Origin of the sequence: Paramaledivibacter caminithermalis DSM 15212, assembly GCF_900142245.1 — a bacterium.
GTDB lineage: Bacteria > Bacillota > Clostridia > Peptostreptococcales > Caminicellaceae > Paramaledivibacter > Paramaledivibacter caminithermalis.
This window is the reverse complement of record NZ_FRAG01000021.1, coordinates 14,159-40,378: the sequence shown is the minus strand read 5'-3', so window position 1 is coordinate 40,378 and position 26,220 is coordinate 14,159. Positions and strand designations below refer to the sequence as shown.

General features: G+C 28.8%; 23 protein-coding genes and 1 riboswitch. Of the genes, 15 read left to right on the top strand and 8 right to left on the bottom strand.

What is annotated here, in order from left to right:
* The first annotated feature begins 20 nt into the window (after positions 1-20).
* Together BUB36_RS09755 and tsaA are read left to right on the top strand one after the other, a co-directional pair.
* Positions 21-1,862: a sensor histidine kinase gene (locus BUB36_RS09755; RefSeq protein ID WP_073149453.1), complete on the top strand. Its 1,842-nt coding sequence runs from the start codon at positions 21-23 to the stop codon at positions 1,860-1,862.
* 156 nt (positions 1,863-2,018) lie between these two features.
* The gene (gene tsaA, locus BUB36_RS09750; RefSeq protein ID WP_073149451.1) at positions 2,019-2,432 is read left to right on the top strand and encodes a tRNA (N6-threonylcarbamoyladenosine(37)-N6)-methyltransferase TrmO; all 414 of its coding nucleotides are present in this window, start codon (positions 2,019-2,021) and stop codon (positions 2,430-2,432) included.
* A gap of 10 nt (positions 2,433-2,442) precedes the next feature.
* Here the strand turns inward: tsaA and BUB36_RS09745 are convergent, their stop codons facing one another.
* From BUB36_RS09745 to BUB36_RS20370, 4 genes are all read right to left on the bottom strand, one after another.
* Positions 2,443-3,153 carry a DUF6320 domain-containing protein gene (locus BUB36_RS09745; RefSeq protein WP_073149449.1) on the bottom strand — a complete coding sequence of 237 codons (711 nt, stop codon included), beginning with the start codon at positions 3,151-3,153 and terminating at the stop codon, positions 2,443-2,445.
* A gap of 13 nt (positions 3,154-3,166) precedes the next feature.
* Positions 3,167-4,447: a hypothetical protein gene (locus BUB36_RS09740; RefSeq protein WP_073149448.1), complete on the bottom strand. Its 1,281-nt coding sequence runs from the start codon at positions 4,445-4,447 to the stop codon at positions 3,167-3,169.
* 213 nt (positions 4,448-4,660) lie between these two features.
* Positions 4,661-6,079 carry a Na+/H+ antiporter NhaC family protein gene (locus tag BUB36_RS09735; RefSeq protein ID WP_073149446.1) on the bottom strand — a complete coding sequence of 473 codons (1,419 nt, stop codon included), beginning with the start codon at positions 6,077-6,079 and terminating at the stop codon, positions 4,661-4,663.
* A 227-nt stretch (positions 6,080-6,306) separates the two neighbouring features.
* On the bottom strand, positions 6,307-6,432 hold the full coding sequence (locus BUB36_RS20370; protein ID WP_278247817.1) for a hypothetical protein: 126 nt from the start codon (positions 6,430-6,432) through the stop codon (positions 6,307-6,309).
* A gap of 366 nt (positions 6,433-6,798) precedes the next feature.
* Here BUB36_RS20370 and BUB36_RS09730 point away from each other — a divergent pair, with 366 nt between their 5' ends.
* From BUB36_RS09730 to BUB36_RS09685, 10 genes are all read left to right on the top strand, one after another.
* The gene (locus BUB36_RS09730) at positions 6,799-8,046 is read left to right on the top strand and encodes a radical SAM/SPASM domain-containing protein (protein WP_073149444.1); all 1,248 of its coding nucleotides are present in this window, start codon (positions 6,799-6,801) and stop codon (positions 8,044-8,046) included.
* A 148-nt stretch (positions 8,047-8,194) separates the two neighbouring features.
* The gene (locus BUB36_RS09725; RefSeq protein ID WP_073149442.1) at positions 8,195-9,349 is read left to right on the top strand and encodes an aminotransferase class V-fold PLP-dependent enzyme; all 1,155 of its coding nucleotides are present in this window, start codon (positions 8,195-8,197) and stop codon (positions 9,347-9,349) included.
* 135 nt (positions 9,350-9,484) lie between these two features.
* Positions 9,485-10,720: an MFS transporter gene (locus BUB36_RS09720; RefSeq protein WP_073149440.1), complete on the top strand. Its 1,236-nt coding sequence runs from the start codon at positions 9,485-9,487 to the stop codon at positions 10,718-10,720.
* A gap of 113 nt (positions 10,721-10,833) precedes the next feature.
* Positions 10,834-11,964 carry an aminopeptidase gene (locus tag BUB36_RS09715; protein WP_073149438.1) on the top strand — a complete coding sequence of 377 codons (1,131 nt, stop codon included), beginning with the start codon at positions 10,834-10,836 and terminating at the stop codon, positions 11,962-11,964.
* The gene (locus tag BUB36_RS09710; RefSeq protein ID WP_165613065.1) at positions 11,957-13,705 is read left to right on the top strand and encodes a M3 family metallopeptidase; all 1,749 of its coding nucleotides are present in this window, start codon (positions 11,957-11,959) and stop codon (positions 13,703-13,705) included. The genes BUB36_RS09715 and BUB36_RS09710 overlap by 8 nt, the downstream gene beginning before the upstream one ends.
* Positions 13,706-13,734: 29 nt before the next feature.
* Entirely contained in the window at positions 13,735-15,000 is a 1,266-nt protein-coding gene (locus BUB36_RS09705; RefSeq protein ID WP_073149436.1) for a M16 family metallopeptidase, read from the top strand.
* A 23-nt stretch (positions 15,001-15,023) separates the two neighbouring features.
* Positions 15,024-15,524: a hypothetical protein gene (locus BUB36_RS09700; protein ID WP_073149434.1), complete on the top strand. Its 501-nt coding sequence runs from the start codon at positions 15,024-15,026 to the stop codon at positions 15,522-15,524.
* Positions 15,525-15,538: 14 nt separating this feature from the next.
* A complete protein-coding gene (locus tag BUB36_RS09695; protein ID WP_073149432.1) occupies positions 15,539-17,338 on the top strand; it encodes a B12-binding domain-containing radical SAM protein in 1,800 nt (599 codons plus the stop codon).
* A gap of 239 nt (positions 17,339-17,577) precedes the next feature.
* Complete coding sequence (locus BUB36_RS09690; RefSeq protein WP_073149430.1) at positions 17,578-18,330, top strand: DUF6973 domain-containing protein; 753 nt, start codon at positions 17,578-17,580, stop codon at positions 18,328-18,330.
* A gap of 103 nt (positions 18,331-18,433) precedes the next feature.
* On the top strand, positions 18,434-18,949 hold the full coding sequence (locus BUB36_RS09685; protein ID WP_073149428.1) for a hypothetical protein: 516 nt from the start codon (positions 18,434-18,436) through the stop codon (positions 18,947-18,949).
* Between the two features lie 75 nt (positions 18,950-19,024).
* Here BUB36_RS09685 and BUB36_RS09680 read toward each other — a convergent pair whose 3' ends face one another.
* From BUB36_RS09680 to BUB36_RS09670, 3 genes are all read right to left on the bottom strand, one after another.
* Entirely contained in the window at positions 19,025-19,816 is a 792-nt protein-coding gene (locus tag BUB36_RS09680) for an ABC transporter ATP-binding protein (RefSeq protein ID WP_073149426.1), read from the bottom strand.
* Positions 19,817-19,818: 2 nt separating this feature from the next.
* Complete coding sequence (locus tag BUB36_RS09675; protein WP_242655754.1) at positions 19,819-20,937, bottom strand: FecCD family ABC transporter permease; 1,119 nt, start codon at positions 20,935-20,937, stop codon at positions 19,819-19,821.
* Positions 20,938-21,055: 118 nt separating this feature from the next.
* On the bottom strand, positions 21,056-22,180 hold the full coding sequence (locus tag BUB36_RS09670) for an ABC transporter substrate-binding protein (protein WP_073149424.1): 1,125 nt from the start codon (positions 22,178-22,180) through the stop codon (positions 21,056-21,058).
* A gap of 486 nt (positions 22,181-22,666) precedes the next feature.
* Positions 22,667-22,847, bottom strand: a riboswitch (cobalamin riboswitch).
* A gap of 392 nt (positions 22,848-23,239) precedes the next feature.
* Between BUB36_RS09670 and BUB36_RS09665 the strand changes: the two genes are divergently transcribed.
* From BUB36_RS09665 to BUB36_RS09655, 3 genes are all read left to right on the top strand, one after another.
* Positions 23,240-23,836 (top strand): DUF3793 family protein, encoded by a 597-nt coding sequence (locus tag BUB36_RS09665; RefSeq protein WP_073149422.1) that lies wholly within the window; start codon positions 23,240-23,242, stop codon positions 23,834-23,836.
* A gap of 245 nt (positions 23,837-24,081) precedes the next feature.
* Entirely contained in the window at positions 24,082-24,516 is a 435-nt protein-coding gene (locus tag BUB36_RS09660) for a flavodoxin (protein ID WP_073149420.1), read from the top strand.
* A gap of 5 nt (positions 24,517-24,521) precedes the next feature.
* Positions 24,522-25,202 carry an HD-GYP domain-containing protein gene (locus BUB36_RS09655; protein ID WP_330390474.1) on the top strand — a complete coding sequence of 227 codons (681 nt, stop codon included), beginning with the start codon at positions 24,522-24,524 and terminating at the stop codon, positions 25,200-25,202.
* A gap of 246 nt (positions 25,203-25,448) precedes the next feature.
* Here BUB36_RS09655 and BUB36_RS09650 read toward each other — a convergent pair whose 3' ends face one another.
* Complete coding sequence (locus BUB36_RS09650; RefSeq protein ID WP_073149416.1) at positions 25,449-26,153, bottom strand: Crp/Fnr family transcriptional regulator; 705 nt, start codon at positions 26,151-26,153, stop codon at positions 25,449-25,451.
* Positions 26,154-26,220 lie beyond the last annotated feature (67 nt).

Genomic DNA, 26,220 nt, shown 5'->3' with positions numbered 1-26,220 from the left:
ACTTTAGAGGAGGTAAGGTGATGCACAATAAAGATTACTATTATATTAAAATAATTAAACGAGTACTAGCTTTTACGGTTTTGATTTGTACTATATTGACTGGAATATTTATTTACTTTTCAAGTAATTTTTCAGAAAAAATGATGTTGGAAATGATGGAAGATAATTTTTTGCATAATTCTAAAATGTATTCTAGAGGAGTTGCAGGATATATTAGTGGGAGATATAATTTACTAAATAGCTATGCACAACATCCCTTGATTAAAGGTATGGATTGTGAAAAAATAAAGGAATACTTTAAAAAGGAAGTGAGTATATCAAATATTAGTAATTCTTCAAAGGATAGGGTGAAATCAACTAAAAGATTTGAGACTTTGTTTATAGTAGATAGTCTAGGAAATATGTATAGTACCAATGAAAAAAATAGTAATATAGGTTATGAAGAATATTTTAAAAGGACAATGAAGGGCGAAAAATGTATAACTAATTTATTTGTTTCAGAAGACAATGGGGATTTAAAGGGTACAATAACAGTGCCAGTATGGAACAACGATGGAAAAATAATTGGTATAATAGGTGGTATAGCTAATATAGAACCTTTAAACAAAATGATAAAAATATATAGAGTAAAGCATAAGGATTCATATTCATATATCATAGATAAAAATGGATATATTGTTTGCCATCCAAATAAAAATTTCATTATAAATGAAAATATAACTAAGGTCTCTAAAATAATAAATAAAGATTTTGTGCAGTACGGACGATATATTTTAGGAAACGATGAAGGGCATTTAGAATATGCTTTTAATGGAATTAGTTCAAATGCATATTTTAGTACTATCCCAGATACAGACAATTGGAAATTAGTAACTATTATACCGAATGAATATATATATGAACCCATTATAAAAAAGACTAATAAATTATTGAAGCTTGCAGTTTTAGGAATATTGATTATTGCAATAATATCCCTAAAGGGCGGACAATTTATAGCCATACCTATGCTAAGATGGAATAAAGATGTGGAAAAGAATAGAAAGCAATTGGAAGAAGAAATAGAATATTCTAATTTAAAAACAGAGTTTTTTTCTAATATATCTCATGAATTTAAAACTCCACTGAATATAATTTACTCCACAACACAATTGATGGAACTTAATCTTAAAGAAGAGGACTTAAAACCTAATATGGAAAAATTCAATAAGCATGTGGGCATAATAAAGCAAAATTGCTTTAGACTGCTAAGACTGATAAATAATATGCTTGATTTAACCAAAATAGATTCGGGCTTTATAAACTTGAATCTGCAAAATGGAAATATTGTAGCCATCATTGAAGATATTACGTTATCAACTGTTGAGTATGTGAAGAGTAAATCAAAGAAAATCGTTTTTGATACAGAAATAGAGGAAAAGATAATGGCATTTGATCCAGATAAGATTGAAAGGATTATTTTAAATTTAATTTCAAATGCTATTAAATTTACGAAACCAAATGATTTGATAGAAGTAAATATTTACGATGAAGATGAAAAAATCATTATTTCTATAAAAGATACTGGTATAGGGATTCCAGAAGATAAACAAGAACAAGTTTTTGAACGATTTAGGCAGGTCGATTCATACTTAACTAGACAAGCTGAAGGAAGTGGAATTGGTTTATGTTTAGTTAAAGCTTTTGTAGAAATGCATGATGGCAAGATTTCTTTAAAAAGTAAGTATGGTGAAGGAACAGAATTTATTATTGAATTACCTGTTAAGCTTGTTCCACAGAAAAATGATGCAACAGAAGCAAGCAGGTTTAACAAAAAACGTAATGTAGAAGTAATGGACATTGAATTTTCTGATATATACTATTGATGTAATGTTTGTTTTAGCTAAATTAACTTGCCTAGTTAGCGAATAAAATTTTTGCTTTCTAAGATACTTTAAGGAGTTTTAATATTTTATTGGAGTAATTTTTATAGACTGTTTTGACGTTCAATTTATATAAAAAATATGTAAAGGATGATAATTATGAGTGGTATTATACTAAAGCCAATTGGATTCATTTCATCTCCATTTAAAAGGCTTGAAGAAATTCCTCCTCAAAGTACACATGCTAAAGATAAAACAGCTATTATAGAGATTATGGAGGAATATAAAGAAGGGCTTAAGGATCTGGATAATTATTCACACATTATTGTACAATTTTATTTTCATAAGTCTAAGGACTATGATTTAATGACCACGACCCCATGGAGTAAAGAAAAAAAAGGAGTTTTTGCCACCAGATCGCCTAGACGTCCAAACCCAGTAGGTGTAACTATCGTAAAGCTCAAAAGTATAGATGGATGTAAACTAGAGATCCAAGGTGTCGATATGTTAGACCAAACTCCAGTATTGGATATTAAGCCCTATGTTGCGAGTCTAAATCCTGTAATAGAATAGGCTGATGATATTATATATGGAACTTCCTTTCTAGCTTAATTTTATATTTCTCAGGCAATCCATAATGCAAATAAAGAAATAAAATTGATATTGGAAGTAAAGCCAATGCAACGATTATGGACCAATATAGAGTTACAAAGTGCCTTATATGTAGTGATATAAAAACTTCGATTACTATACAATATAAAGTTAAACCCATAAGAATATAGGATACGATGTTAAGTCCTTTTCTTTTGGATTTTTTAAATAGATATGCGAATATGATTGTAGTTAATGCACCCATAATGGTACATGGTAGTCCAATTAATATAAACCAGTCCAATCTTCCATTTAAAATATCTAAAATATATAAAAAAATTATAGTTGTAATACTGATTCCAATTACTGAAATTCTAAATCTAGGTATGAATCTAAATAAAAAGAATAAATAAATCCAGCTTGCAACTATACTAACTACACTGTATTTTGACCACGTCAATTTACCTTCAATTGAAAAATTTTGAAATAGCATAAGCTCAATAGTAGTTAAAAGAATTACTGAAATTATTATAAATGCCCTTCGCTTTCGTTTTTTGACCTTGTTAGGATAACTATTTTGAGGTGAAGGGAATCTATCTTCTTCTTTTTCTTCAGGCTCTATTGGAGGAATAGGAAAATCACATAAAGGACATTTTTTGATATTATAGTCAACCTCAACACCACATTTTGAACAATAAGGCATTAAATTTCACTCCTTAATTAGTTTCGATTTTAACTGGTATATTCATTTTTCTAATTTTTCTAAAGAAAATCTTTTCTACAATCTTATTCTTTGTTAGTTTACCAAAGGATATATACAGCTTATCCCTATAGCTGACAGCAGCTACCTTTATAATATTGCCTTGACTGGGAGGAGGATATAACTCAAACCTCTCAATGTAGTCCTCTATCTCCTGTGGCATGGTGATTTTCCCTATATTTGAGAAGCCACTGGTATATCGGCTCTCGGCAAAAACATTATATATTATAGGCATAATCATATTCTTTAATACCAAAGGGAACAACCTAAGTATGATAGATAATTCACTTTTTACATTCATTGTTATTTGTTGATTTATGTATTTTTTATCAACTTCTACCTTCATAAAATGATGGACGTATTTAATTATTTCTTCAAAACTATAGACACCTAGTCTAGGATCTATCTTAGGTGTTATGCTTATGAAAAAATTACGCATTGTTTTAGATGGATATATCCCCCTTAGGTTTACAGGAACGTTAAGTACTATTGGTTTTAGCAATTTATTTCTTTTATTAGATGGCAAAGAATATATTACTTCTAAAATTGATTGAAAATAAATCGCTAAAAGAAATTCTGTTAATGTGACATTAAATTCCTTTGCTTTTTTCAATATGTTTTTAACAGGTATTATGCCTGTGACGATATGATATATACCCTTAGATTCAAGAGGAAAAGGAAACTGGAAAGCTTTATCTTTTCTAGGAAGTTTTGGAATTTTCTTATTATAATACTTTTTGAAAGCGTCTTCATATTCTTCATTATCAGGTTTTTCCGCATAATTAAAAAAACCTTCAGATTGCTTTATTTTGATTCCTTTCAATCTAAAATATTCTACAATTAGCGATTTAAGAAAAATAGATGCACCAGTGCCATCCGTTATGGCATGGGAGAATTCTACTGATATTCTCTTATTATAATATAAAACCCTAAAAGGGAATTTACCCTTCTTTTTCACTTCCATACTCATACATGGATAAAAGGTTTCTTTTTCAATTTGTGGTAATTTATCTGTATGTACAAAATAATACCAAAAGATTCCACATCTAAGGTTTACCTGAAAATATGGAAATCTTGGCATTAGATTATCAAGGGCCTTCTGTAAAATCTGAGGATTAACTATTTCAGTTAATGTAGCAGAAAGCCTAAATAATGTACTTACTCTTGAAGACATTATAGAAGGATACAGCTTACCAGCATTGTCAAGACGAAACCAGGTATTTCTTTTATATGACATTATTAGTAACCTCCAAAGGAATTAAGTTTTTAATATTTAGAAGGATGATTTGAAAACTTATAACCTACAATTTTCAACTCTGGCCCCTTTTTTATTATGTTAATATTTAAAGATTTAAGCTGTTTTTTATAATTAAGATAGAGTTATTAAAGTAAGCTGTACAGTATTCTGATTAGTAACATTAAAAAGGTCATAACTAATGAGGATTTTAAGTCATTTTTTTCTATCATAGCTTTTTTTAAAATTGAAAGGTGATGAAGCTATATTGTTATCATATTTTACTCTAATTATATTAAAATATGGGTAAATAAATGTTAATACCGGGAAAATATAACACAAGAAAGCATATGGAAAATAATGTAATGTTGGAACCTTCATTATGGATGAAACTAAAATAGCATTAATATTCCACGGAATAAGGGCAACGATGACAATTCCTGCGTCAGAAATAGTACGCACTAATGTGTTCCTAGAAATAGACAGTTTGCCATAGATTCTTTTTAGATACTGTCCTGGAATTATAGTGGTAATAGCTTGGCTGCAAGTTATGGCACATATAGCTATACAAAGTAAAGCAGTTTTATGAATTAAATTTTTTACATCCTTTATATTATTGGTAAAATTCTCAATTACAGGAGTTATCATTTGTGTACCCTCTAAAACCCCATTTAAGCCTGTCGATACCACTATAACTAATAGTACATTTTTCATTGATACAAAACCACCGCCAGACATTATCTCAGTAAGTTGTTTGTTTTCGGGATAATACCCTAATATTCCTATATTTATGATATCTCTAAAAGAAGCTCCATTCCGAACCAGAAAAATGAAGATGCTTGCAGCTAGTCCTAAGATAATACTTTTAACTATTGATGTTTTTAGTAAAACAACAGAAATTAGAATAAGTAAAGGTGGTATCAATGAAACAAGTGAGATTTTAAAATTTGAAAATAAAAGTTTTTCAAAAGCCTCTATTTTAGTGAAATCATAAGTATTGCTTACAAGTTTATTTCCGATAAACCAATATAATAATGTGCTAATAAAAAATACTGGCAAAGTTGTTGCTATCATATGCTTTATATTATCAATTACATTGGTTTCAGTAATAGCTGCTGCTAAATTTACACTACTTGACATGGGAGATGTACGATCTCCGAGATATGAACCAGATACAATTGCACCAACCAATGGAGTTAAAGGTATACCTAAACCCACTGATAAGCTTAAAAAGACAGTACCAATTGTACTTATTGCACCTAAAGCAGTTCCCATTACCATAGAAACAGCTGAACTTGCAAGAAATGCAGCTAAAATAATATTTGTATTGGATAAATATTTAAAGCCATAAAAAATCATAGTTGGAATCGTTCCACAGGCCATCCATATACTTATAAGTATACCTATTAGAGCCATCATAACTACAACTATTAAAGCGCCTTTAATACCCACGATTATCATAGTAAAGACTTCTTTTAATGAATACTTATTTTTAAAGGCAATAATAGAAGCTGTTATGAGTCCCACAAGAAGCCCTAGATATATAGATATGTTGAGTATTAAAGTTATTACTATAGCAATAATTGTGATAATAATAGTAAGATAAGTATATTTTATATTAATTAAGACCTTCATATTATACCCCTTATAGAATAATTTATAATATTCACTATAATATTATTATAATACATCTTTTCAAAAAACATCTTAATATTTTAACAAATTTTTCAAATAGAATAATACGTATCTATATTATATATGTAAAATCGAGGTAATATCAATAATATTTACATGTAAATCTCACAAAAAACAGCCCTTCCATATAGAAGGACTGTTTTTGCTTTTGAGGAATTTAATTATAATTAGCTAAGATGAACATGAACACAAGATTCTTCGTCTGCATTTGCTTTGTCAATTTCCACCTCTTCGTTTAATGAAGATTCTTCAGATACTTCTTCCTGCTTTTTAATTTTTTTAGCGTCGCTCACTAAAACACCTCCTAAGTGAATATATTAGTTGACCGTAGAATACAAATGATTATGTTAGTATAGATAAATTTATATATGTATATGTATACAATTTCTCTAACATAATCAAAGAAGATTCTACGAAATTGAAATCTGATAAGAAAATGGTGTTAATATGATAATTAGGAATATATATGGATAATATCTAATATTAATCAATTTATGGAATAATATAACTATTAAACATAATAATAACATAATAATTCGAAAAAGTAAATACATATATTCACTACAAATAATAACATTGTTTTACAATTTTTTAAAATATTGAAATAACATTATATATATAATATAATATTATATTATATATATAATGGAGGTATTGAATTGAAAATACCAAATTATGTGTTAGCTATCGAAAATACAGGGAAAAAAGGAGGACAAATATTATACAATACGATTAATGGTTCTAAGGTTTTGATAACTCCTAAGCAAGAAATGCTAATAAAGCAAAAAAGAAATTCTGAAAAACTAAAAGGATTATGGGAAAAAGGATATATTGTCAGGGATGATTATGATGAGAAGGAATATGTTTATAAGGGCTTATCCAATATATCAAAAACCTATAACTTAACGGTATTACCGACCTATGAATGTAATATGAAGTGTGAATACTGCTTTGAAAGTCACGTAGCGAAAGAATCCATGGAGAAGAAACATATAGGATGCTTAATAGATAGGATAATTCAGAAAATAGAATATGATAAAAAAACTAAAATAAGAATTGCTTTTACTGGAGGAGAACCGTTAATCAGATTTAATTTTATAAAATTATTTTTTGAACAATTTCAAAAAAAGGTATTAGGCAAATATAATATAGACTATGAAATTACGGTGATTACAAATGGGTCTTTACTAAATAGAAGAATCATTAATTTTCTAAAACAAAATAATTGTGTAGGTATTCAAGTAACATTAGACGGGGTTAAAGAAAAACATGATAGGCTACGCCGCCTTAAAAATGGAGATAATTCCTATGAACTTATAATTGATAATATCAATGCTTTCATGACTGAAATCCCCTTTGTCATACGGAGCAATTATAAGGTTGGAGAAGAAAAAGAATTATATAGCTTCATAGATGAGTTGGCGGAAAAAATAAATGATAGAAAATTAATTAAATTAAAACTAAGAAGTATAATGGATACTTTAGAAAATAGGCAATATACTAAGCAGAGCAAAAATATTGATAATCTGGGAAAGGTTATAGAATATGCCTTCAAAAAGGGAATAGAGGTTTTACAGGGTTCTATATGCGATATGTGTAGAATTTATTCAAGTAGCAATGAATATATTGTTCCTAATGGATATATATATAGGTGTTTGATGTTAGTAGGATATGAGCAATTTGCTATAGGAAATATATTTGAAAAAGTCAGAAATGGTCAAGAAGAATTTTTTAACAACTTAAATATTTGGAAATCATGCCTAGATTGTCCAATTGTTTCATTATGTGCTGGCGGGTGCAGGTATGAAGCATATGTGAAGACAGGAGATATAACAAAGAAACTTTGTAAATATAAAGAAATTAAGGAACTGACGACAAAGTTTATAAAAGCAAAATATATATTATAGATAAATCTTTATAAAAATTTATTATTTTTTAAATTCATAGACTTATCCTATGAGCTTGCTGTTAACAGTTAGCAGTCGTAACAATGTTAGATTGTATTAAAAGCTGTATATCTATCATATAAAGGGAAAGGAGGGGGGATATAAAAGTATGCTGTATAATGAATTTAAATTTAAGAAGAGATATTTTAACTGCGGGTCAGTTGGGATTATTCCACGTTCAAGTATAAAAAAAATACATAAAAATATGGAGGATGAATCAAGTAATCCTACGGGAAAGAAGATTTGTGAAAGGTTAATATCAGTTTATTATGATGTAAAAAAAGAAATGGGTACATTTCTAAATGTAAACTATGATAATTTAGCATATGTTCAAAGCACTAATGTAGGTATTGGTACAATATTAGCTTCATTCCATTGGAATGATGGAGATGAGGTGATTATTGGGAACAACGAATACATTGATGGGATACTTCCTTTTTTGGCTTTGCAGAAAAAATTCGGAGTTAAAATAAGGGTTGTAAATTCTAGTAATTTGATAAATGAAATCAATTCTGTAATGAATGATAAGGTCAAGATGGTTTTTGTAAGCCATATTGAATGTAGTACAGGAGTAGAGCATGATATTATAAGGCTTTGTCGTGAAGTTGAAAACAGAGAAAATATAAAAATAATGATTGATGGAGCTCAGGCAGTAGGGCAAATTGATTTAATTGGATTAGAGAACGTTGATTTTTATATATTTCCCTTTCATAAATGGATGTTAGGACCTATGGGGACAGGAATGGTTTATATAGGAGATAGACAGATTGAACAGCTTTGTCCCATAACCTTAAGCAGTATAGGTGGAGAAATAACAACGGATAATGATATAGTTTTAAAATCAAAGGCCATGAGAATAGAGAATTCATCCTTTAATTTTTCAATGTACAGTGCTATTTTAAATAATCTTAATCTTATGAAAGGTATAGAGATACAAAGGATATATCAAACAATAGAGGAATTGGCGGAATATTTTGCTCAAAAAGCCGTGAAACTTAAGGGAATTGAAGAAGGAACAGTTTATCAAAATAATGGAATGGTATTTATATATTTTCCAAAAGAAATTGATGTGGAATATCTTAGAAAAAAATTAGAAGAATCAGAATGTATATGCAGAACCTTTAGAGAAAAAAATTGTTTACGTTTTTGTTTTCATATTTACAATTCAAAGGAAGATATTGATGTGTTATGCAGTGCATTAGAAAGGGTGATAGGTGCTGTAACAAATAAAGAAAGAACTAATATTAATTCAAATATTTGCTAGTATAAAATAGAAAATTATACAGGGCGTCATTAGATGCTTTTATCTGGAACTAAAAGTATGACCTAATAATCTACAACCTTCAATCACAAAGCACCGAAGACGCCTTTATCCTAAAATTAACGAGGAGAGGTTTATATGATAAAGAGTCTTACAAACAATGCCCTTCTTAAAAACAGGGATTTTATATTAATAGGGTGCGCCCAGGGGGTATCCGATATAGGAAATTGGTTTTATACGATTGCAATTAGTGCAACAATATACACATACACTAAGTCTGCAATTGCTTTATCCCTAGTAATGATTTTGAGCTTAATACCATCGGCATTATTCTCCATAGTAGGGGGAGGTATTAGTGATAGGTATAATGCAAAAAGATTAATGATTTGTACTGATGTAATCCGAGGCTTGGTAACGTTATTTGCATTATTGGTAACTTCAGCCCAATATATATATATACTTTATATTATCACATTAATTAATTCCATATGCGGAGCTTTTTTCACAACTTCGAGATATTCAGTGATTACAAAAATACTTCCTAGCAAGGATATATCCAACGCCTTTTCAAAGCTCAGAATCCTCTACGAGTTAACTGTTATACTTGGCTCTGCAACAGGAGGAATAGTATTTGCATTTTTAGGTTTTAAGTACATAGTATATTCTAATTCTCTAACCTTTTTTATATCTCTAATTTTTGTTCTGCTAATCAAATATAAAGAGGATAATAAGAAAGATAAAGAAAGAAATAATTTTATCGAAATGCAAAAAGAGGGGTTTAATTATATCAAGAAAAGTGTAAAGCTTAGGATATTATCATTATATAAGGTGTTTTATACTATAAGTGGCGGTATATTAAATATCCTGCCTAGCATTCTTGCAATTAAAATATATAACTATGGAGAAACGGGTATAGGATTTATTTTTAGTGTAATTGGATTCGGGTCAATAGTAGGAGCATATATAGTAGGAAAATTAAAGGATGAAAATTTCAACAAAAGGAACTTGTTATATGGGGGAATTGTTATTATTTCAGGGTGGATATTTTTACTACTGTCAAGGAATTTCTATTTAGCCCTTGTGTCAGTAGGCATTATTTGTATGGGTAACATATTTTCTCATACCTATATTGAGAGTTATTCAGTTAAAGATATTGAACAACAATTTGTTGGTAGGATTGCAGGAGTTTTTCAGTCTATTACATATAGTGCTGTACTAATATCATTAACTTTATTAGCTAAATTATTGGATTATAATTATCAACTTACAATTATCATTTGTATTATACTAATTATTATCCCAAACAGTCTTATGAATTTGAAAAAAATCAAGGTTATAAAAACGTCTAATGATATGATTGAAAAGGAGTACTAATTTTATTTCAGTATTAAAATTTATAATGATGATTTTAATTCTTTATATTCAAATATTATATTAAAGTTAGAAAAGTGTGCATTAATATATAACTAAGGGAAGGGAATAGATATATGCTTAAGCATGATAAGTTATCAAAGCTTTTGATTGAATATTGTTTAGAGGTTCAGGAGGGAGATAGGGTTTTAATTTGTGGAACAAGTGAAATTAAGGACTTACTTCCCAATATATTATCGATGGTTCTTGATAAGAAGGCCTATGTAGCCTTTGACATTAAACACCCAGAATTGGAAGATATCATAATTTTTTATGGTTCATCTGCCCAGATAAAGTTTCTATCGTCCTATTTAAGTGCTAATCTTACAAAGTTTAATAAAATGATAAATTTCATATCAGATAAAAATCTATTCTTTAGAAGCAATCAAAATAAGGAAAAACTGCAGGCTTTTTATAGTGGAAAACATTCCTATATTGAAACATATTTGAATCATATAAAGGAAAAGAAGTTGTTTTGTACTACTGTACTGTATCCAACAACATCATATGCACAATATAGTAAAATGCCAGATAGTCATTTCAAATCATTATACAATGAATATTGCTTTCTTAATGAGGAGAATTTTTTACTAGAATATAGGAAACTAGAGGCTTTTAACAATAAAATAATTTCGTTTTTAGATAATATTAAAGAAATAAGAATAAAAGGTAAAAAAACTGATTTAGTTATGGAGGTTCAGGGGGGAAAGTGGATAAATGGTAGTGGAAAAATAAATATTCCCGATGGCGAGGTTTTTACTGCACCTATTAAAGAATCAGTAAATGGCAGGATTTTTATTGACTATCCTATTATATACAATGGAATTGAAATTAAGGAGTTGGAGCTATTTTTTAAAGAGGGCAGACTAATAGAATTTAAGTGTTCTAACAATGAAGCCTTTGAAAAAATTATAAGTATTGATAATGGTGCATGTTATCTTGGAGAGATTGGATTTGGTACAAACCACAAAATACATCAGTATATTGGAAATATAATTTTCGATGAGAAGATGGGAGGAACGGGGCATATTGCTTTAGGCTCCTCCTATCCAGAATGTGGGAAGAATAATGTTTCACAAATACATCTAGATATGGTTTTTGATAGTAATAAGGGGAAAGTAATATATGCTGATAATCAAATTTTTCTTGAAGATAGAAAATATTATATAAATGCAGGTGATGGTAGTGATATATTGGGAATTGAGTAAGGATGAACTTTTAAATAGAAAGTATGAGCTTTTATTAGAGCTACAAGGCTGTTTAGAGGACCTAGAAGAAATAGATAATGTATATAGTCATAAAACTGAATCTTTGGATATAATCAAAAATTCACAAGAAATTATAGCATGGATAGAAAAATACGAAGAAATATGTGAGAGGGCAAGTAGTGTATATCAAGTAATTTATCTATTATATTCAACACATATGAAGGATTCGGATTGTGAAAAATTATATAATCTTTGTAAAAAAAAGATTGAAAAAGTGCGTTTGTATAATGAAAAAATCAAAAGATTTTTTACTTTACAGTTAGATGAAAAGATAAAGGAAGCAATGAAAAGGACCTCCTATAAAAAGTATAAATACTATATTGAGAAGATATATTTAGAAAAGCAGCATACAGTATCAAAGGATATGGAAAATATTCTTAGTCAAGTAAAAGTATATGCTATGAAGGCTGCTGGTGAGTTATATTCCCAAATAACAAATCGATATAAATATTCAATTAATATAAATGGAAAAACTAAAAAATTGTCTTTTCCTGAAATAGTACCCTTATTTAAAGATACAAATCGAAATATAAGAAAATCTGCTAAACAGGGTTTTATAGATAGATATAAGCAAGATGACTGGCTAATTACCAATATTTATAATAATATGGTTCAGTGTAATAACATTCAAAGGCAGATAAAGAGATTTAAATCGCCAATAAGTATTAAAAATTCAGAAAACAATATTGAAGATTATATAGTAAAAATGGCAATAGAAATTATTACAGATTATAACGGTTTAGTGCAAAATTATTATGATTGGAAATCAAAAATTTTAGGTTATAAGATGGAGCATTGGGATACAACAGCTTCTCTAAAAAAACTACAAGAAAGGTATTCAATAAAAGAGGCAGAAGAAATTTTATTAGAGACATTTTACCAGTTTGATAACGAATTTGGAAATATAGCTAAAGCTTTTTTCGTAGAAAAGAGAATAGACAGCTCTATAACAGATGATAAAAGAAAAGGAGCTTTTTGTTTTTCAGCATTGCCTGATTATAAGCCCTATATATCTGTTAATTTTAACGGTAAAGTAGAGGATGTAATAACCCTTGCACATGAATTAGGACATGGGATACATAAAACATTTTGTTCAAGAGAAAATTACCTCAATTATTCTCCGTCTCTAGTTATATCCGAAACAGCTGCGGGCTTTTGTGAATTGTTAGTTATAGATAGATTAAATAATTATTTATATGAAGAAGATAAAAATAAATTGCTTATAACTAAATTAGAAAATTTCATTTTGCCAATATTCACTATGAATTTAATTACAAGGTTTGAAATCAATGCCCATAAAGAAATAGTAAAAAATGGGTTTCTCAGCTTTGAAGAATTATGTGAACTATATATAAAAGAATGGAATAGGGTGTATGGAGATTCAGTCCATCTATCTAAGGAAGTATATTACTATTGGATGATATATCCCCATATTTTTAAGGATCCTTTCTATATGTATTCCTATAGTTTAGCTAATATGTTGTCAGTAGCTGTTTATTATTTAAACATGCAAAGGGGGAAAAATTTTGTAAAAAAGTATAAGGAGCTTTTATCTAGTGGTTGTAATAACTCAACCCCAAATTTATTATCAATTATTGGAATTGAAATGGCTGATAAAAAATTTTGGGATGATATTTTCACTACTTTAAAAAATGAGTTTTTTAAAAAGATTATCAAATAGACTTTAATATGTAGAGGGGGGAGTCTAGTTTGGATTATTTTATTTCTACACTTGAAAATGGATTTAAAATAATTATTCACGATATTCCATATGTTAAAACGATTACAGCTTCTTTATGGATTAAGCAAGGGGCTCAGAATGAAGATAAAGGCAATAATGGAATATCCCATTTACTGGAACATAATTTAATAGATTTGGCTAGAACAAAAGAGGGAGAGGTTTTGCAGGAAAAAATAAATGACTATGGAGCAAAGATAAATGCAGCTACGACTAAAGAATTTACATGCTATAATATCGCCACCATGAATGATAAAGAACGATTTAAATCTTCAATAGAGGCGTTATTTAATATAGTAACCTTACCTTTATCTGAATCCACCTTTGAAAGAGAGAAAAAGATAGTTAAGAATGAAATCGAAGTTCTCAGTAAGAACCAAACTTTACAAAACTGCTTATATGCTTTATGGGACGAGCACTCAATAGCATTACCTGTTATTGGAAAGAAGGATGTGATTGATAGAATTACCTTTGAAGAAATTGAAGACTTCTTTAAGGAAAAAATAGTTCCTCCTAATACATTTTTAGTAATTATTGGAAATTTTAATAACAGCCTATGGCCGATTAACATTATTAAAGAGTATTTTTCTAAATGGGAAAATAGAAGTGACGGATTTGATGATAACAGTATTTTAGTAAAAAGAGGACCTAGAATCTCAACAAAAAGAAATCAAGATGAAATTGTATATATATCTTTAGGATTTGATGGCGTTAATTTTTATAATCCACAGAGCAGAGTTTTGGAATTTATAGGATTGCTACTCTCCGATGGGATTAATTCTAGATTGTATAAAAACCTACGGGTTAAAAACAAATACATATATTCAATTAACTGTAAAAGTTATTCCTTTGCACCAGCTGGAGCTTTTGTTATTTCTTCGGCAGTTAAGAAAGAATATTTAATTCCCATGATGGAAAATTTGATAAAGGAAATTGAGCTTTTAAGATATGAGGATGTTTCCAACCAAGAAATATATCAAACCTCTCAACGTTATCTAACTAAGCTTGCGATTGAATTAGATAAGCCCTCATCACTTATAAATTTTATTGGAAGGTATTATATACTAGGAAAAATATTCACCTATTATGATTATAAGGATGAAGTTTTAAATATCAATAGCAAGAAAATTTTACATGCAGCTAATGCAGTATTTAATAAAAATAATCTAGCCTTTGCTGCTACTGGTGATTTTGACGAAGAATCAGTAATAAAGTTATTATCACAAAGTTTTTCATAACTAGTATGAAAGGGGTAATTGATGTGCCTGATTATATTGTAATAAAATTAATTGAAATGCTGGAAAATTATAAAATGCGACCTGAAGATATTTCCCAAAAATTAAATATTACAAATATTGAAACTGCTAGCCTACTAAATAGACTTTTGGAAAAACAATATATTTGTAAAGAGGAAGTTCGGACATCAGAATTATATATAGAAAATTACTATTATGTTAATCTAGATAAAATTGATGAAATACATGATGAAATATTAAAAATGAAATCAAATGAAAAAATACAATATATTGCTGGGGAAACGACTAGAATTGTAGATATTATTTTAAGTGAAACCATAGATAAACCTGGAACTAAAATGCAGCTTAGTACAATAAATATTTCAGAGGAAGAACATACCGAATTGCTAGAAAAAATAAAAGATTTATGTGAGTTCATAAAAAAATGTGGGAAGACTGGAAAAGGAAAAAAATATAGCATGTCTCTCTTTTTTACTGAAAGACCTGACCTAGGCTTTTATGAATAGAGGTGAAAAAGTAGATGTTTAAGATTATCTTTATTAATTCAATTGATAAATATAAAAGTCATTTACAAATACCAATAGGTATTTTAAGCTTAGCTACTGTTCTTAAAAATGAAGATTATGATGTAGAGATTATTGATTTTAATCACCTATTTGTACATGGGCTATTGGAGACGGGATGCTCTACTAAAGAAAATATTTCGATAATGGGAGATTATATACTTAAAAAACAGCCGTCTATTGTATGCTTTTATACTATGTGCAACTCATACCATAATTCTCTAATATTATCAAAATATATTAAAGATAGAAGAAAAAATATAAAAGTCTTGTTTGGCGGGCCTCAGGCTTCATTAACTTCTGAGATATCTCTGAAAGCTTTTCCTTGGGTCGATGTTATTGGAATAGGAGAAGGAGAAAAAACTATTAGCAAAATTATCCAAGCAATAAAGGAAAATAAAGAATTAAAAGATATTCCTGGAATTGCCTATAGGGAAAAAGGTACAATAAAATGCAATGTGGAACCTAAACTAATACATAACCTAGATGAATTACCCTATATAAATTATTCACTTGTTCCAATTGAAGATTACAACAGTATAGCTATTGATGCTGGGAGAGGTTGTCCCTTTGAATGTACATACTGTTCTACCAAAACCTTTTGGAAACGTAGATTTAGACTTAAAAGTCCCGAGCGACTAATTAGAGAAATAAAAATTTTGAAAGAAAAATATCATAAAAAAAAATTTGACATGATACATGATTTATTCACAGCAAATAAGGGGAAGATAATTGAATTCTGTAATATGCTTATAAATCAGAAGTTAAACATTGAATGGAGCTGTAGTGCTAGAATTGATACTTTGGATGACGAAATAGTAGAAAGAATGAAGACATCGGGTTGTAAGAAAATTTATTTGGGTATTGAAACTGGGTCACAAAGAATGCAAAATGAAATTAAGAAAAATTTAAACTTGGATACTCTATGGGAAAAATTAGAAATATTAAAAAGACATAATATTGATGTAACACTGTCATTTATTTATGGTTTTCCTAATGAAAGAATTGATGATGTAAGACAAACATTAGATATTATACAAAAAGGAGTAGAAAGTGGAATTAGTAATATTCAGTTGCATTTTTATACAGTTTTAGTAGGAACAGAAATATATAATACTGTAAAAGATAATTTGTATTTTATGGATTATAATTCAGATATAGTTGATTCAATTAATATACAAGAATGTAAGGAAATGATTGAGCAAAATCCCGATATTTTTTCACAGTTCTTTAATTTTGAGACAGAAGTTAGAAGGGAATTATTATATTTAGATAGGTTTATTACATCATTTTATATTAACTTGCGTAGATATTTAAAAAGTACATTTAAGTTATTGCTAGACCATTATAACCAAGATTTGTTAAAGCTATTTATAGATTTTAGAAGAATTAACTATGATAAGTTTAATAATATTTTCAATACTGACAATTACTTTTTCTCTAGTATGACTTCCTATGAGCTTATGTGGGAAATGATAAAAATTATAAATAAATTTCTATATAGCATGGATTTTAACGAAAAAACAGAATATATTAGGGAAATTTTCCGATTTGAGGTAGATTGTTTTGAATATATGTATATAAAAAATTATAAAGATGTTAAATTTTATAGATACAATTATGATATTTTAAATATCTTGAAAGACTTTAATATAAAATGCGACCAAATATCAACTCCAATTAAAGTTAAATTCTATATAGGGGAAAATGGAAATCTGAAAGTAAAAAGAATAAAATCATATACTGAATCTGCATAAAAATATGAAGAAAGGGTCAGGGTTGAAAAGTTAAATTATATCATGTTAATTTAAGTTTTCAACCCTGATCTTTTTTTATTTAAATTTCAAAAAATGGTAATATTAACAATTATAAAACTTTAATACATGACAAAAAATAACATTTTTTTCAATTTATTTATGTTATAATGTGGTTGTCGACGTAAAAAAATACTTCTTAGCTTTGTACAAAGCATGAATTATTAAGGAGGGTGTACTTCATGATAAAAAAGTTTATAAAAAAAATTATAAGTTTAATGCTAGTTGTATGCCTTGTATTAACTGCAAATATAGTAAGTTTTGCACAAATGAAAAATAAAGATATGGAATTTAATAATTATGCTAAATTCTATTTAAACCTTGTAGAAGAATATAAAGTTAAAAATCCAAATGCATCTTTAGATGATATTAATGACATGTTAAGAAAAGCTATGAAAAAATATGATAAAAATTTTGCTGCTAATAGAATAAGAATACAAAGTATAGATTATTCAGATTATTTGCCAACAGATAAGGTAGCTTTAAGTGATCCAGAAAAAGAAGTATTTAATTCAAATCCATATTACGGATTGCAAGCTCTTCTAGCAGCACAAACAGCAATTGATATGTCAGAAAGAAGATATAGTTACGGATTACATAATGGAAATGGAGATGCTTTTAGACATTCTCTTTGGAATTGTTTAATGTCAAGTTATACAACAGTGAGTTATGCCAAAAAATTTGCTGATGCACATGAAGAAGGTGTACCAAATGAGGGATTAGAAAGTTATATGGATATTTATAATAATAAAAAAGGAAGAGATGTATACGTAGATAATAAAAGCAGAATAGATAGAGCTCCTACCTATGCCAGAACTGGTTTGATTATAGACTTGATTCAAGAAGCTGTTGATGGAGGGAATATGAGGAGATTTGCAGGCGATAATTTCAAAGGTACTTATCTTGTTAAAACAGATACACTTGGTAAAAAGTAATAGTAAAAATAGGATAGAGGCTGTAATGATATGGCCTCTGTTCAAAATCAAATTATTTTTATAGATGATATTTCAAGAGAATTTTTAAAAATAGGAGATGAATATGAGGCTTAAAAATAAATTATTTATTACTCTAATTGTAAGTATTGTTCTAATATCAGGATTTATAACATTTAAAATTATCTCGTATAAAAGTTTGCAGGTAAATAACATCATCGAAATGGATTTGGAAAAATTAGTCCAACCATACTTAAAAAATAATTCTGAAATTGAATTAAGTAAAGTTATTCCTTTTGATTGGGATGAAATATATATTTTTGAGCCATATAGTTCAAATGGGGAAATTTACAGTACAGTTGGTGTCAAATGGATTTCTGCAAACACAACATTTTTTGAATACATATTAAATATAGATAGAACAGGATTATATAGAGACCACTTAAAAAAAATTGTTTTTTTAAAAAATAAAAAAGTTATCTATGATAAAAATTATAATAAATATATATTTGATTTTTCTCAAAACTACTATTTGAAAGAAAATCAAGTTTTTAATGTAAAAAGAAAAAATAATACATATCTTTTTATTTTAAATATGAGTCGAGGGGACGGTTCTTTTTGAGTCGAGGGGACGGTTCTTTTTGACTCATTCCTAGCCAAAACTGACAAATGAAAAGTTACCTTGCCGTTTCATTTGTCAGTTTTGTTTTAAAATATTTTCATAATGCTTTGGTAAGTATATTATATTTAACTGTCCTGTTAAAGAATGTTGTCTAATCTCTGCATTCACTTCGAAAACCTCTTTAAGAAGTTTTTCAGTAATAACTTCTTTTGGTTTACCTTCGGCTACAATTTTTCCTTCTTTTATTACATATATCCTATTACAATACATTGCTGCCAAATTTAAATCATGTAAAGCAGCAAATACTTCTAAGCCCAAAGACTTTATTAAATCTAGAAGTTGAAGTTGATATTTTATATCTAAATGATTTGTTGGTTCATCTAAAATAAGAAATTTTGCTTTCTGAGCTAAAGCTCGAGCCACCATTATACGTTGCTTTTCACCACCAGATAGCGTTGAAAAAGACCGCTTTGCATAATCCTGCATATCCACTTTTTTTAGCGCCTCGTATACTATTTCATAGTCTTTAACATTATCAAGTTCAAGCATTTTTTTGTGAGGTGCACGCCCCATCATAACGATTTCTTCAACACTAAAATCAAAATTAAAATTGTTAAACTGCCTTACAACTGCCATCTGTTTTGCTGTTTCTTTTAAAGGAATATCAAAAATCTTCTTTTCATCAAGTGTAATCCACCCAGCCTTAGGTTTTATAGCTCTATAAATAGTCTTTAGTAAGGTTGATTTACCACTTCCATTAGGACCTATTAAACCAACAAATTCTCCTTTATGAACTTTGGAAGTAATTCCTTTTAATATGTGGTTACCATTTAAAATAACAGATATATTATTAGCTATCATATTCATGTTCAATTACCCCCAAACCCATAGGATTTTTTTATCATAAGCCATACAAAAAATGGAGCACCTAATAGAGAAGTTATTACTCCTATAGGCATTTCAGCCCCACCCATTATTGATTTAGCAAATACATCAGTCCATATTAAGAAAATAGCTCCTACTAACGAGCTTATAGGAACTAGCTTTCTATGATCAGAACCTGCTAATCCCCTTACAATATGAGGAATTATTAATCCTACAAATCCTATAGTGCCAGCAACACAGACTATCATACCTGTCATTAAAGAAGTAATAACCATATAGATTTTTCTATAAATATTTAAATCAGTACCAAGGGTTATGGCATTTTCATCTCCCATAAGCATCATATTTAAATTTCTAAACTGAAAAACAAAAAAGAAGACTCCAAATAATATAATAATGCTAGGCATTATTATATTATCCCATGATGCAGATGTTAAGCTTCCCATTAACCAAAAAGTTAAAGTTCTCATGCCATGGGCATCATTGGCAATAAATATTATGAAGCTTGTAAATGCCGAACAAATAGCACTAGTTGCCATACCTGCTAGCAATAGTTTTACTGAAGATGACCTTCCTCCAATATTAGATAATACATAAACCGATAGAGAACATATAAAAGCACCTAAAAAGGCAGATATACCTACTGCATTTGTACCAAATAACCTTCCTACACCTATCATAATTGCAAACGTTGCTCCCAATGACGCTCCTGATGAAATGCCTAATGTATATGGATTAGCTAATGGATTTTGTACCATTGCCTGCATTACAACACCTACTATAGCAAGTCCCATTCCTACTACTGCTCCAAGTATTATTCTTGGAAACCGAATTCCCCATATAATATCATAGTTCACTCCTGAAGTTAGAGAGTCAATATCTCCAATAGGAATTTTGATTGTATTGTAAATCACAATTCTTAAAACTTCAGAAGGTTTTATATATACTGGTCCAAATACTACAGCCAGTATAATTGATACAAATAAAGCTATAAAAAGTAAAAATATAATTACACCTAAAAACCTTCTATCTCTTATGATTCCATGCTCGAATTCACAACTTTTTTCATTATTGTTTTTTTTAAATAGATTTGTATTTGCCACTATTATCACCTGTTATTTATGTTTGTATTTCTATCAGTTTTATTCTTAATAATCAGCTTAACCTATTATATTTTTAAATAATACTATCCACCTTTATACAAAAGGTGGATAGTATTATTTAATTGAAAAGTTCAGGATAAAATCCCTTTGCAAATCTTTCAATACCGTTAATGGTTCTGATACCGCCAGCGTATGTTTCTGAAAGTGGAGTAAAGATTATTCTTTCATTTCTTATAGCGTTTACATTTTTAAGGGCAGGATTGTTTCTTAATGCTTCTGCTTCTTTATTATCTTTTTCTTGTTCAAGATAGTGAATAAGTATGATTACATCAGGGTTTTTAGCAACTATGTTTTCTGCACTATATGTTCCACCCTTATCTGCTAAGTTTATTCCTCCTGCTTTCTCAACCATATTGTTCACAAGTGATTTTTTACCATAAGAATAGTACTTATTGTCTCCAACACCCTCAAGAACAAGAACTTTTACAGGTTCTTTACCCTTTACCTTTTCTTCAATATCAGATATTCTTTCTTTCATGATTTCAATAAGTTTATTTGCTTTGTCTTCAACATTAAAAATTTTTCCTATATCTTCAATATCTTTATATACATTTTCTATACATCTTTTAGGAGCAACACCTGAGTTTCTTTGGATAAAAGTTTTAACATTTTTCTCATTCCAGCTTTCAACTGACCCCAAGTTTTTATCGAAAAATACACTACTCCATCCAAAAATCATGTCTGGTTGTTGTGCAATTACAACTTCCTTTGAAGGATATCTTTCAGATAATACTGGTATTTTTTTATAGGTTTCTTCTAACTCAGGTAATATAGGACTATCTAAAAATGCAGTGCCTGCCATGCAATCTTGAAGTCCTAGTGTAAGTAAAATCTCAGTTGGAGGTTGATTAGTAGTGATAACTTTACTAGGTTTTTTAGTGAACGTTATCTTGTATTCTTCACCTTGTGCATTGTAGTTTTTAATAGTAACTGGATAATGGTCTTTATTATCAGACCCATCCTTCGATTCAAATGAATTCAAAGTAGATATAGCAAACTTAGTAAAAGGGTATTTACTTTCTCCTATGTCCTCTTTCTTTGGTTGTTTTGAGCTTTGTTGGACATCCTGTTGTGAAGATTGCTGCTGCTGATTATTAGTTGTATTTGTGTGATTTTTACAGCCAACAACTAATGACAATACAAGTACTAAACAAAGTAAAATAGCGGTTATCTTTTTCGTCATAATGTTCCTCCTTTTTTATAATTGATGAAATTGCATAATACATTTAAAAAATTTTGGAGCACAAAATGTAGTAGAGAGAGTTGAGAAAGCTATCTACATATTGGACTTCAAAATTATTAGTGTTAATTATGCAAGTTTCGAAAGTAGAGATAAGCAACTTCAAGGTTTAATAAATTTCAAGGAAAAAATGTAGAAGCGTTCATTATTTTCTTTGAAATTTATTTTAAATGTTAATGTTGTTTATCTATATAGAATTTACATAGTAAAACTTAATTTATACATGTGCAAATATGCAATGCTTCTGGGCATTTTGGACATGTATAAATTAAAGTTTTTACTTAAATTCCTATAGTAAAAATATATAATAAAAAAAACTCCACTAGGAGTTTTCTATACAAATATGACATAAAATTTTTATAATTATGTAAAAATACATAAGTAAAATATAATCATATATGTAAATTATCTCCCACCGAAATAAATTACAACAAAAATGTATCATAGGCAGGTTTCCTGGCTTACACTTCATCCTACTTTCTTTCCTTCCCAGCTTAATAGCCAGTGGATATCAAAGATTTTGTCAGTGCTTACAGTAGCGGGGGCTGCGCCAGATTTTAACTGGTCTTCCCTTTTAACCTATTTAGGCACCTATGTTACAAAATTATTCAATTATTCATTCATACTTAATTATAAATAATTATGTTATTACTGTCAATGGAGTCAAGGATATGATTCTTTTTAACTTAATAACTAAAAAAACTAAAAAAATACAGATAAAAAGGTTTCTTGTCCATTTCACCTTCCAAATTCCACTTCATGATGGTATCCTTGTTTTTGGCTAATGGTTGACATGAGACAACTTCCGCAGAGGACTTTCAGCACCTAGCTGTTACGCATGCTTTTTGAACCGAAAAGAATCAAAAGGAGTCATTCCTTTTGATTCTGGTAAGGATTTTTTGTTAAAAAAGTATTTACAAAATATGAGAGAGATGATATAATTTTATCAAGAAAATGATAATAATTATCATTTTCAGTTATTGAAGCAGGGAGGGCTAAAAGATGAAAAAATGTGCTGAAACCTGTATATTATCCCATAAAATAAATGATGACTTTGTAGTATGGCTTGTTGGAATACTAGGTCCAGTACTTATGGGCTCAAAACCTGCAGAATTACTTAGTTTTCCAAAGCAAGATAAGTATTTATTAAAAAAAATACAAAATATAGAAAAACATATGGCAAAATGCAAAAGAATTACTTATAAGTCCTTTGAATTCAAAAATAATAGTGTTAAAATTTTATTTTACAATCCAAAAACTTTGGACCAAAATTTAAAGGAATATAGGAATATGAGATTTTTAAAGAGTGTGGGATATCCAGAGAAATATGATTTAGAGATATATGTGCAATTTATCGTTGATAAAATGAAAGATGGAGTAATCCCCCATGAAATAGGAGTATTTTTAGGATATCCTTTAAAGGATATTATTGGATTCATTGGGCATCCATCATTAAAACTTACTAAAATTAATGGTTGGAGGGTTTATGGAGATCCTAAATTGTCTGATAGAAGGTTCAATGAATTTTTAGAAGCCAAGAATAAAATAAAAAAATTACTTGAGTCTAATAAGCCTGAAGAAGTTTTATTATCTGTGTAGTATAGATATTCCAGTAAAACAGAGTAAAATAGAGGGCTAGAATAAGAAATTGAAATTATTTGCAGTGAGATATTGGTATAAATTATTTTCTTTTAGAACTTATTGGAAAAGTCTTAATACTTGGAACTTGCAACTTAAACGAGTCACAAGACGCCTTTTCCAGTTCTAAAAGTGAATTGTAAATAATTAAGCTATTAAGCTGTAATAACATACAGCAAAGTATATATAAATTGGAGGTAATATAAATGAAAAAAGCAACTATAATTTATTGGAGTGGTACTGGTAATACTGAAATGATGGCAAATGCTATTGCTGAAGGAGTAAAAGCTATTGGAAATGATGCTAAAGTGGTTAGAGTAGAAGATGCAGATAAAGATATGGTTATTAATTCAGAGCTTCTGGCTTTTGGTTGCCCTTCCATGGGTGCAGAGGTTCTAGAAGAAGAATTTATGGAACCCTTTATTGAATCCCTAAGTGATGTTGATTTTTCAGGTAAGAAAGTTGCATTATTTGGTTCATATGACTGGGGTGATGGAGAATGGATGAGAAATTGGGTAGAAAGAATGAAGGAATATGGAGCTGATTTAGTAGATGAAGAAGGCTTAATTATTCGCTTAACTCCTGATGATGATGGTATAGATGATTGCAAGGCTTTGGGAGAACAGCTAGCAAAGGCATAGATAATTTGTTAAGCAATTTACTAAGGAAGTTCAACGGATATATAGTTTCTATGGAGGATGAAATGGTTCATGATATAGACGAGTTACCAGAAAACTTTGAAGTGTATCATGATATAATTAAATGTTTAGTAGGGGCTCTTGAAGCAAAAGATTTATATACAAGGGGACATTCTAACAGAGTTGGTGATATGGCATATGAGCTTGCAAAGCATATTGGCATAAAAGGAGAAGAGCTTAATACTATACATATAGCTGGACATTTGCACGATATAGGAAAAATTGGTGTACCTGATAAAATATTAAATAAAAAAGGAAAGCTTAGTGAAAGTGAATGGAAGGCTATCAAAAGGCATCCTGAAATAGGCAGCAATATTCTAAATTGCTCAAGTAAGCTTAAGGTTATATCGAAGCTTGTTCTTCACCATCATGAAAGATGGGATGGCAAGGGGTATCCATGGGGCTTGAAGGGAAAAGATATTCCATTGGGATCTAGAATTATTGCATTATGTGATTCAATAGATGCTATGACATCTCAAAGACCCTATAGAAAACCAATACCTTGGGAAATATGCAAAATGGAGATTAGAAATAATAAAGGAGTACAATTTGACCCCTTTTTAGTGGAAGCTATGGAGGGTTTATGGGAAAACTGGGAACAGAAATTTTATGGTAGACAAGTTCAATAGCTCTATTTAGAAGTACTAGGTATATTCAATTTTATACCTAGTACTTTTTAGTTTAAGAATTCAAACTTTTTATAAAAAATTGTATATTTCAATTTAAGCAAATCTAAGTAAAATAAAATATATGTAAACTATTGCAAGTAAAATTTTAGAAGCAGAAATTAAGCTTTTTAGATCTAAAAGAATAGCCTTAAAAATTGCAATTTGGAACTTGTAACTTAAAATACGTTTAAGACGATTTACTCTACATCAACTGTATTTACCCTTTAGAATGTCGATTAACTTTTCAGGATGAATAGTAATATTACCGTTATTATTCATTTTTATTGCATTTTTTTTAGCTAGGACATTAAGTTCACGATAAAAAGAAGTTCGACCTATTCCTAAGTATTCACAAAGAGTAGTTTTAGGTAGATTAAGACAGCAATTCTTTGAAGAAGCTTTGCTACACTCATTAAGTAGAAAATGACAAACCTTCTGCTGGTTATTAGATAGATTAAAAAATATAATCTTTGAAATTAAGAATCTTATACGATTATTCATATAGTTTAAGCAGTTTTGTAATATAATAGATGAACTTTTTAAGAGTTTTAGTAATGAGTCTTCATTTATTATTAAAACATTGCAAGTAGTATTAGTTATGAAAGTAAGTGTTTCATTATTATCACTGCTTAGAAAATAGGATAAGCCAAAAACCTCTGAGGGCTTAATATATCTTAAGGGTAGGCGATCTCCATTTTCATAAAAAATATTTACTGTTATTTCACCTGACAGTAAGATTGCAATACCTTTAAAATCATCTTTTAAATCAAGGACAATTGAATTTTTACAGTAGTTTTTTTTATACCATCCAACATTTATAACGTTTCTAGTGATTTCTTCTATAGATACATCGTTAAATAAAGGACAATTTTTAAGGGAATTTAATTCATTTTTATCTAAAATATTTTTCATAAAAAAACCTCCAAGTGTTTCATTTGAAACAGATATTGAATGTAATAGATATTATACTATTAACGAT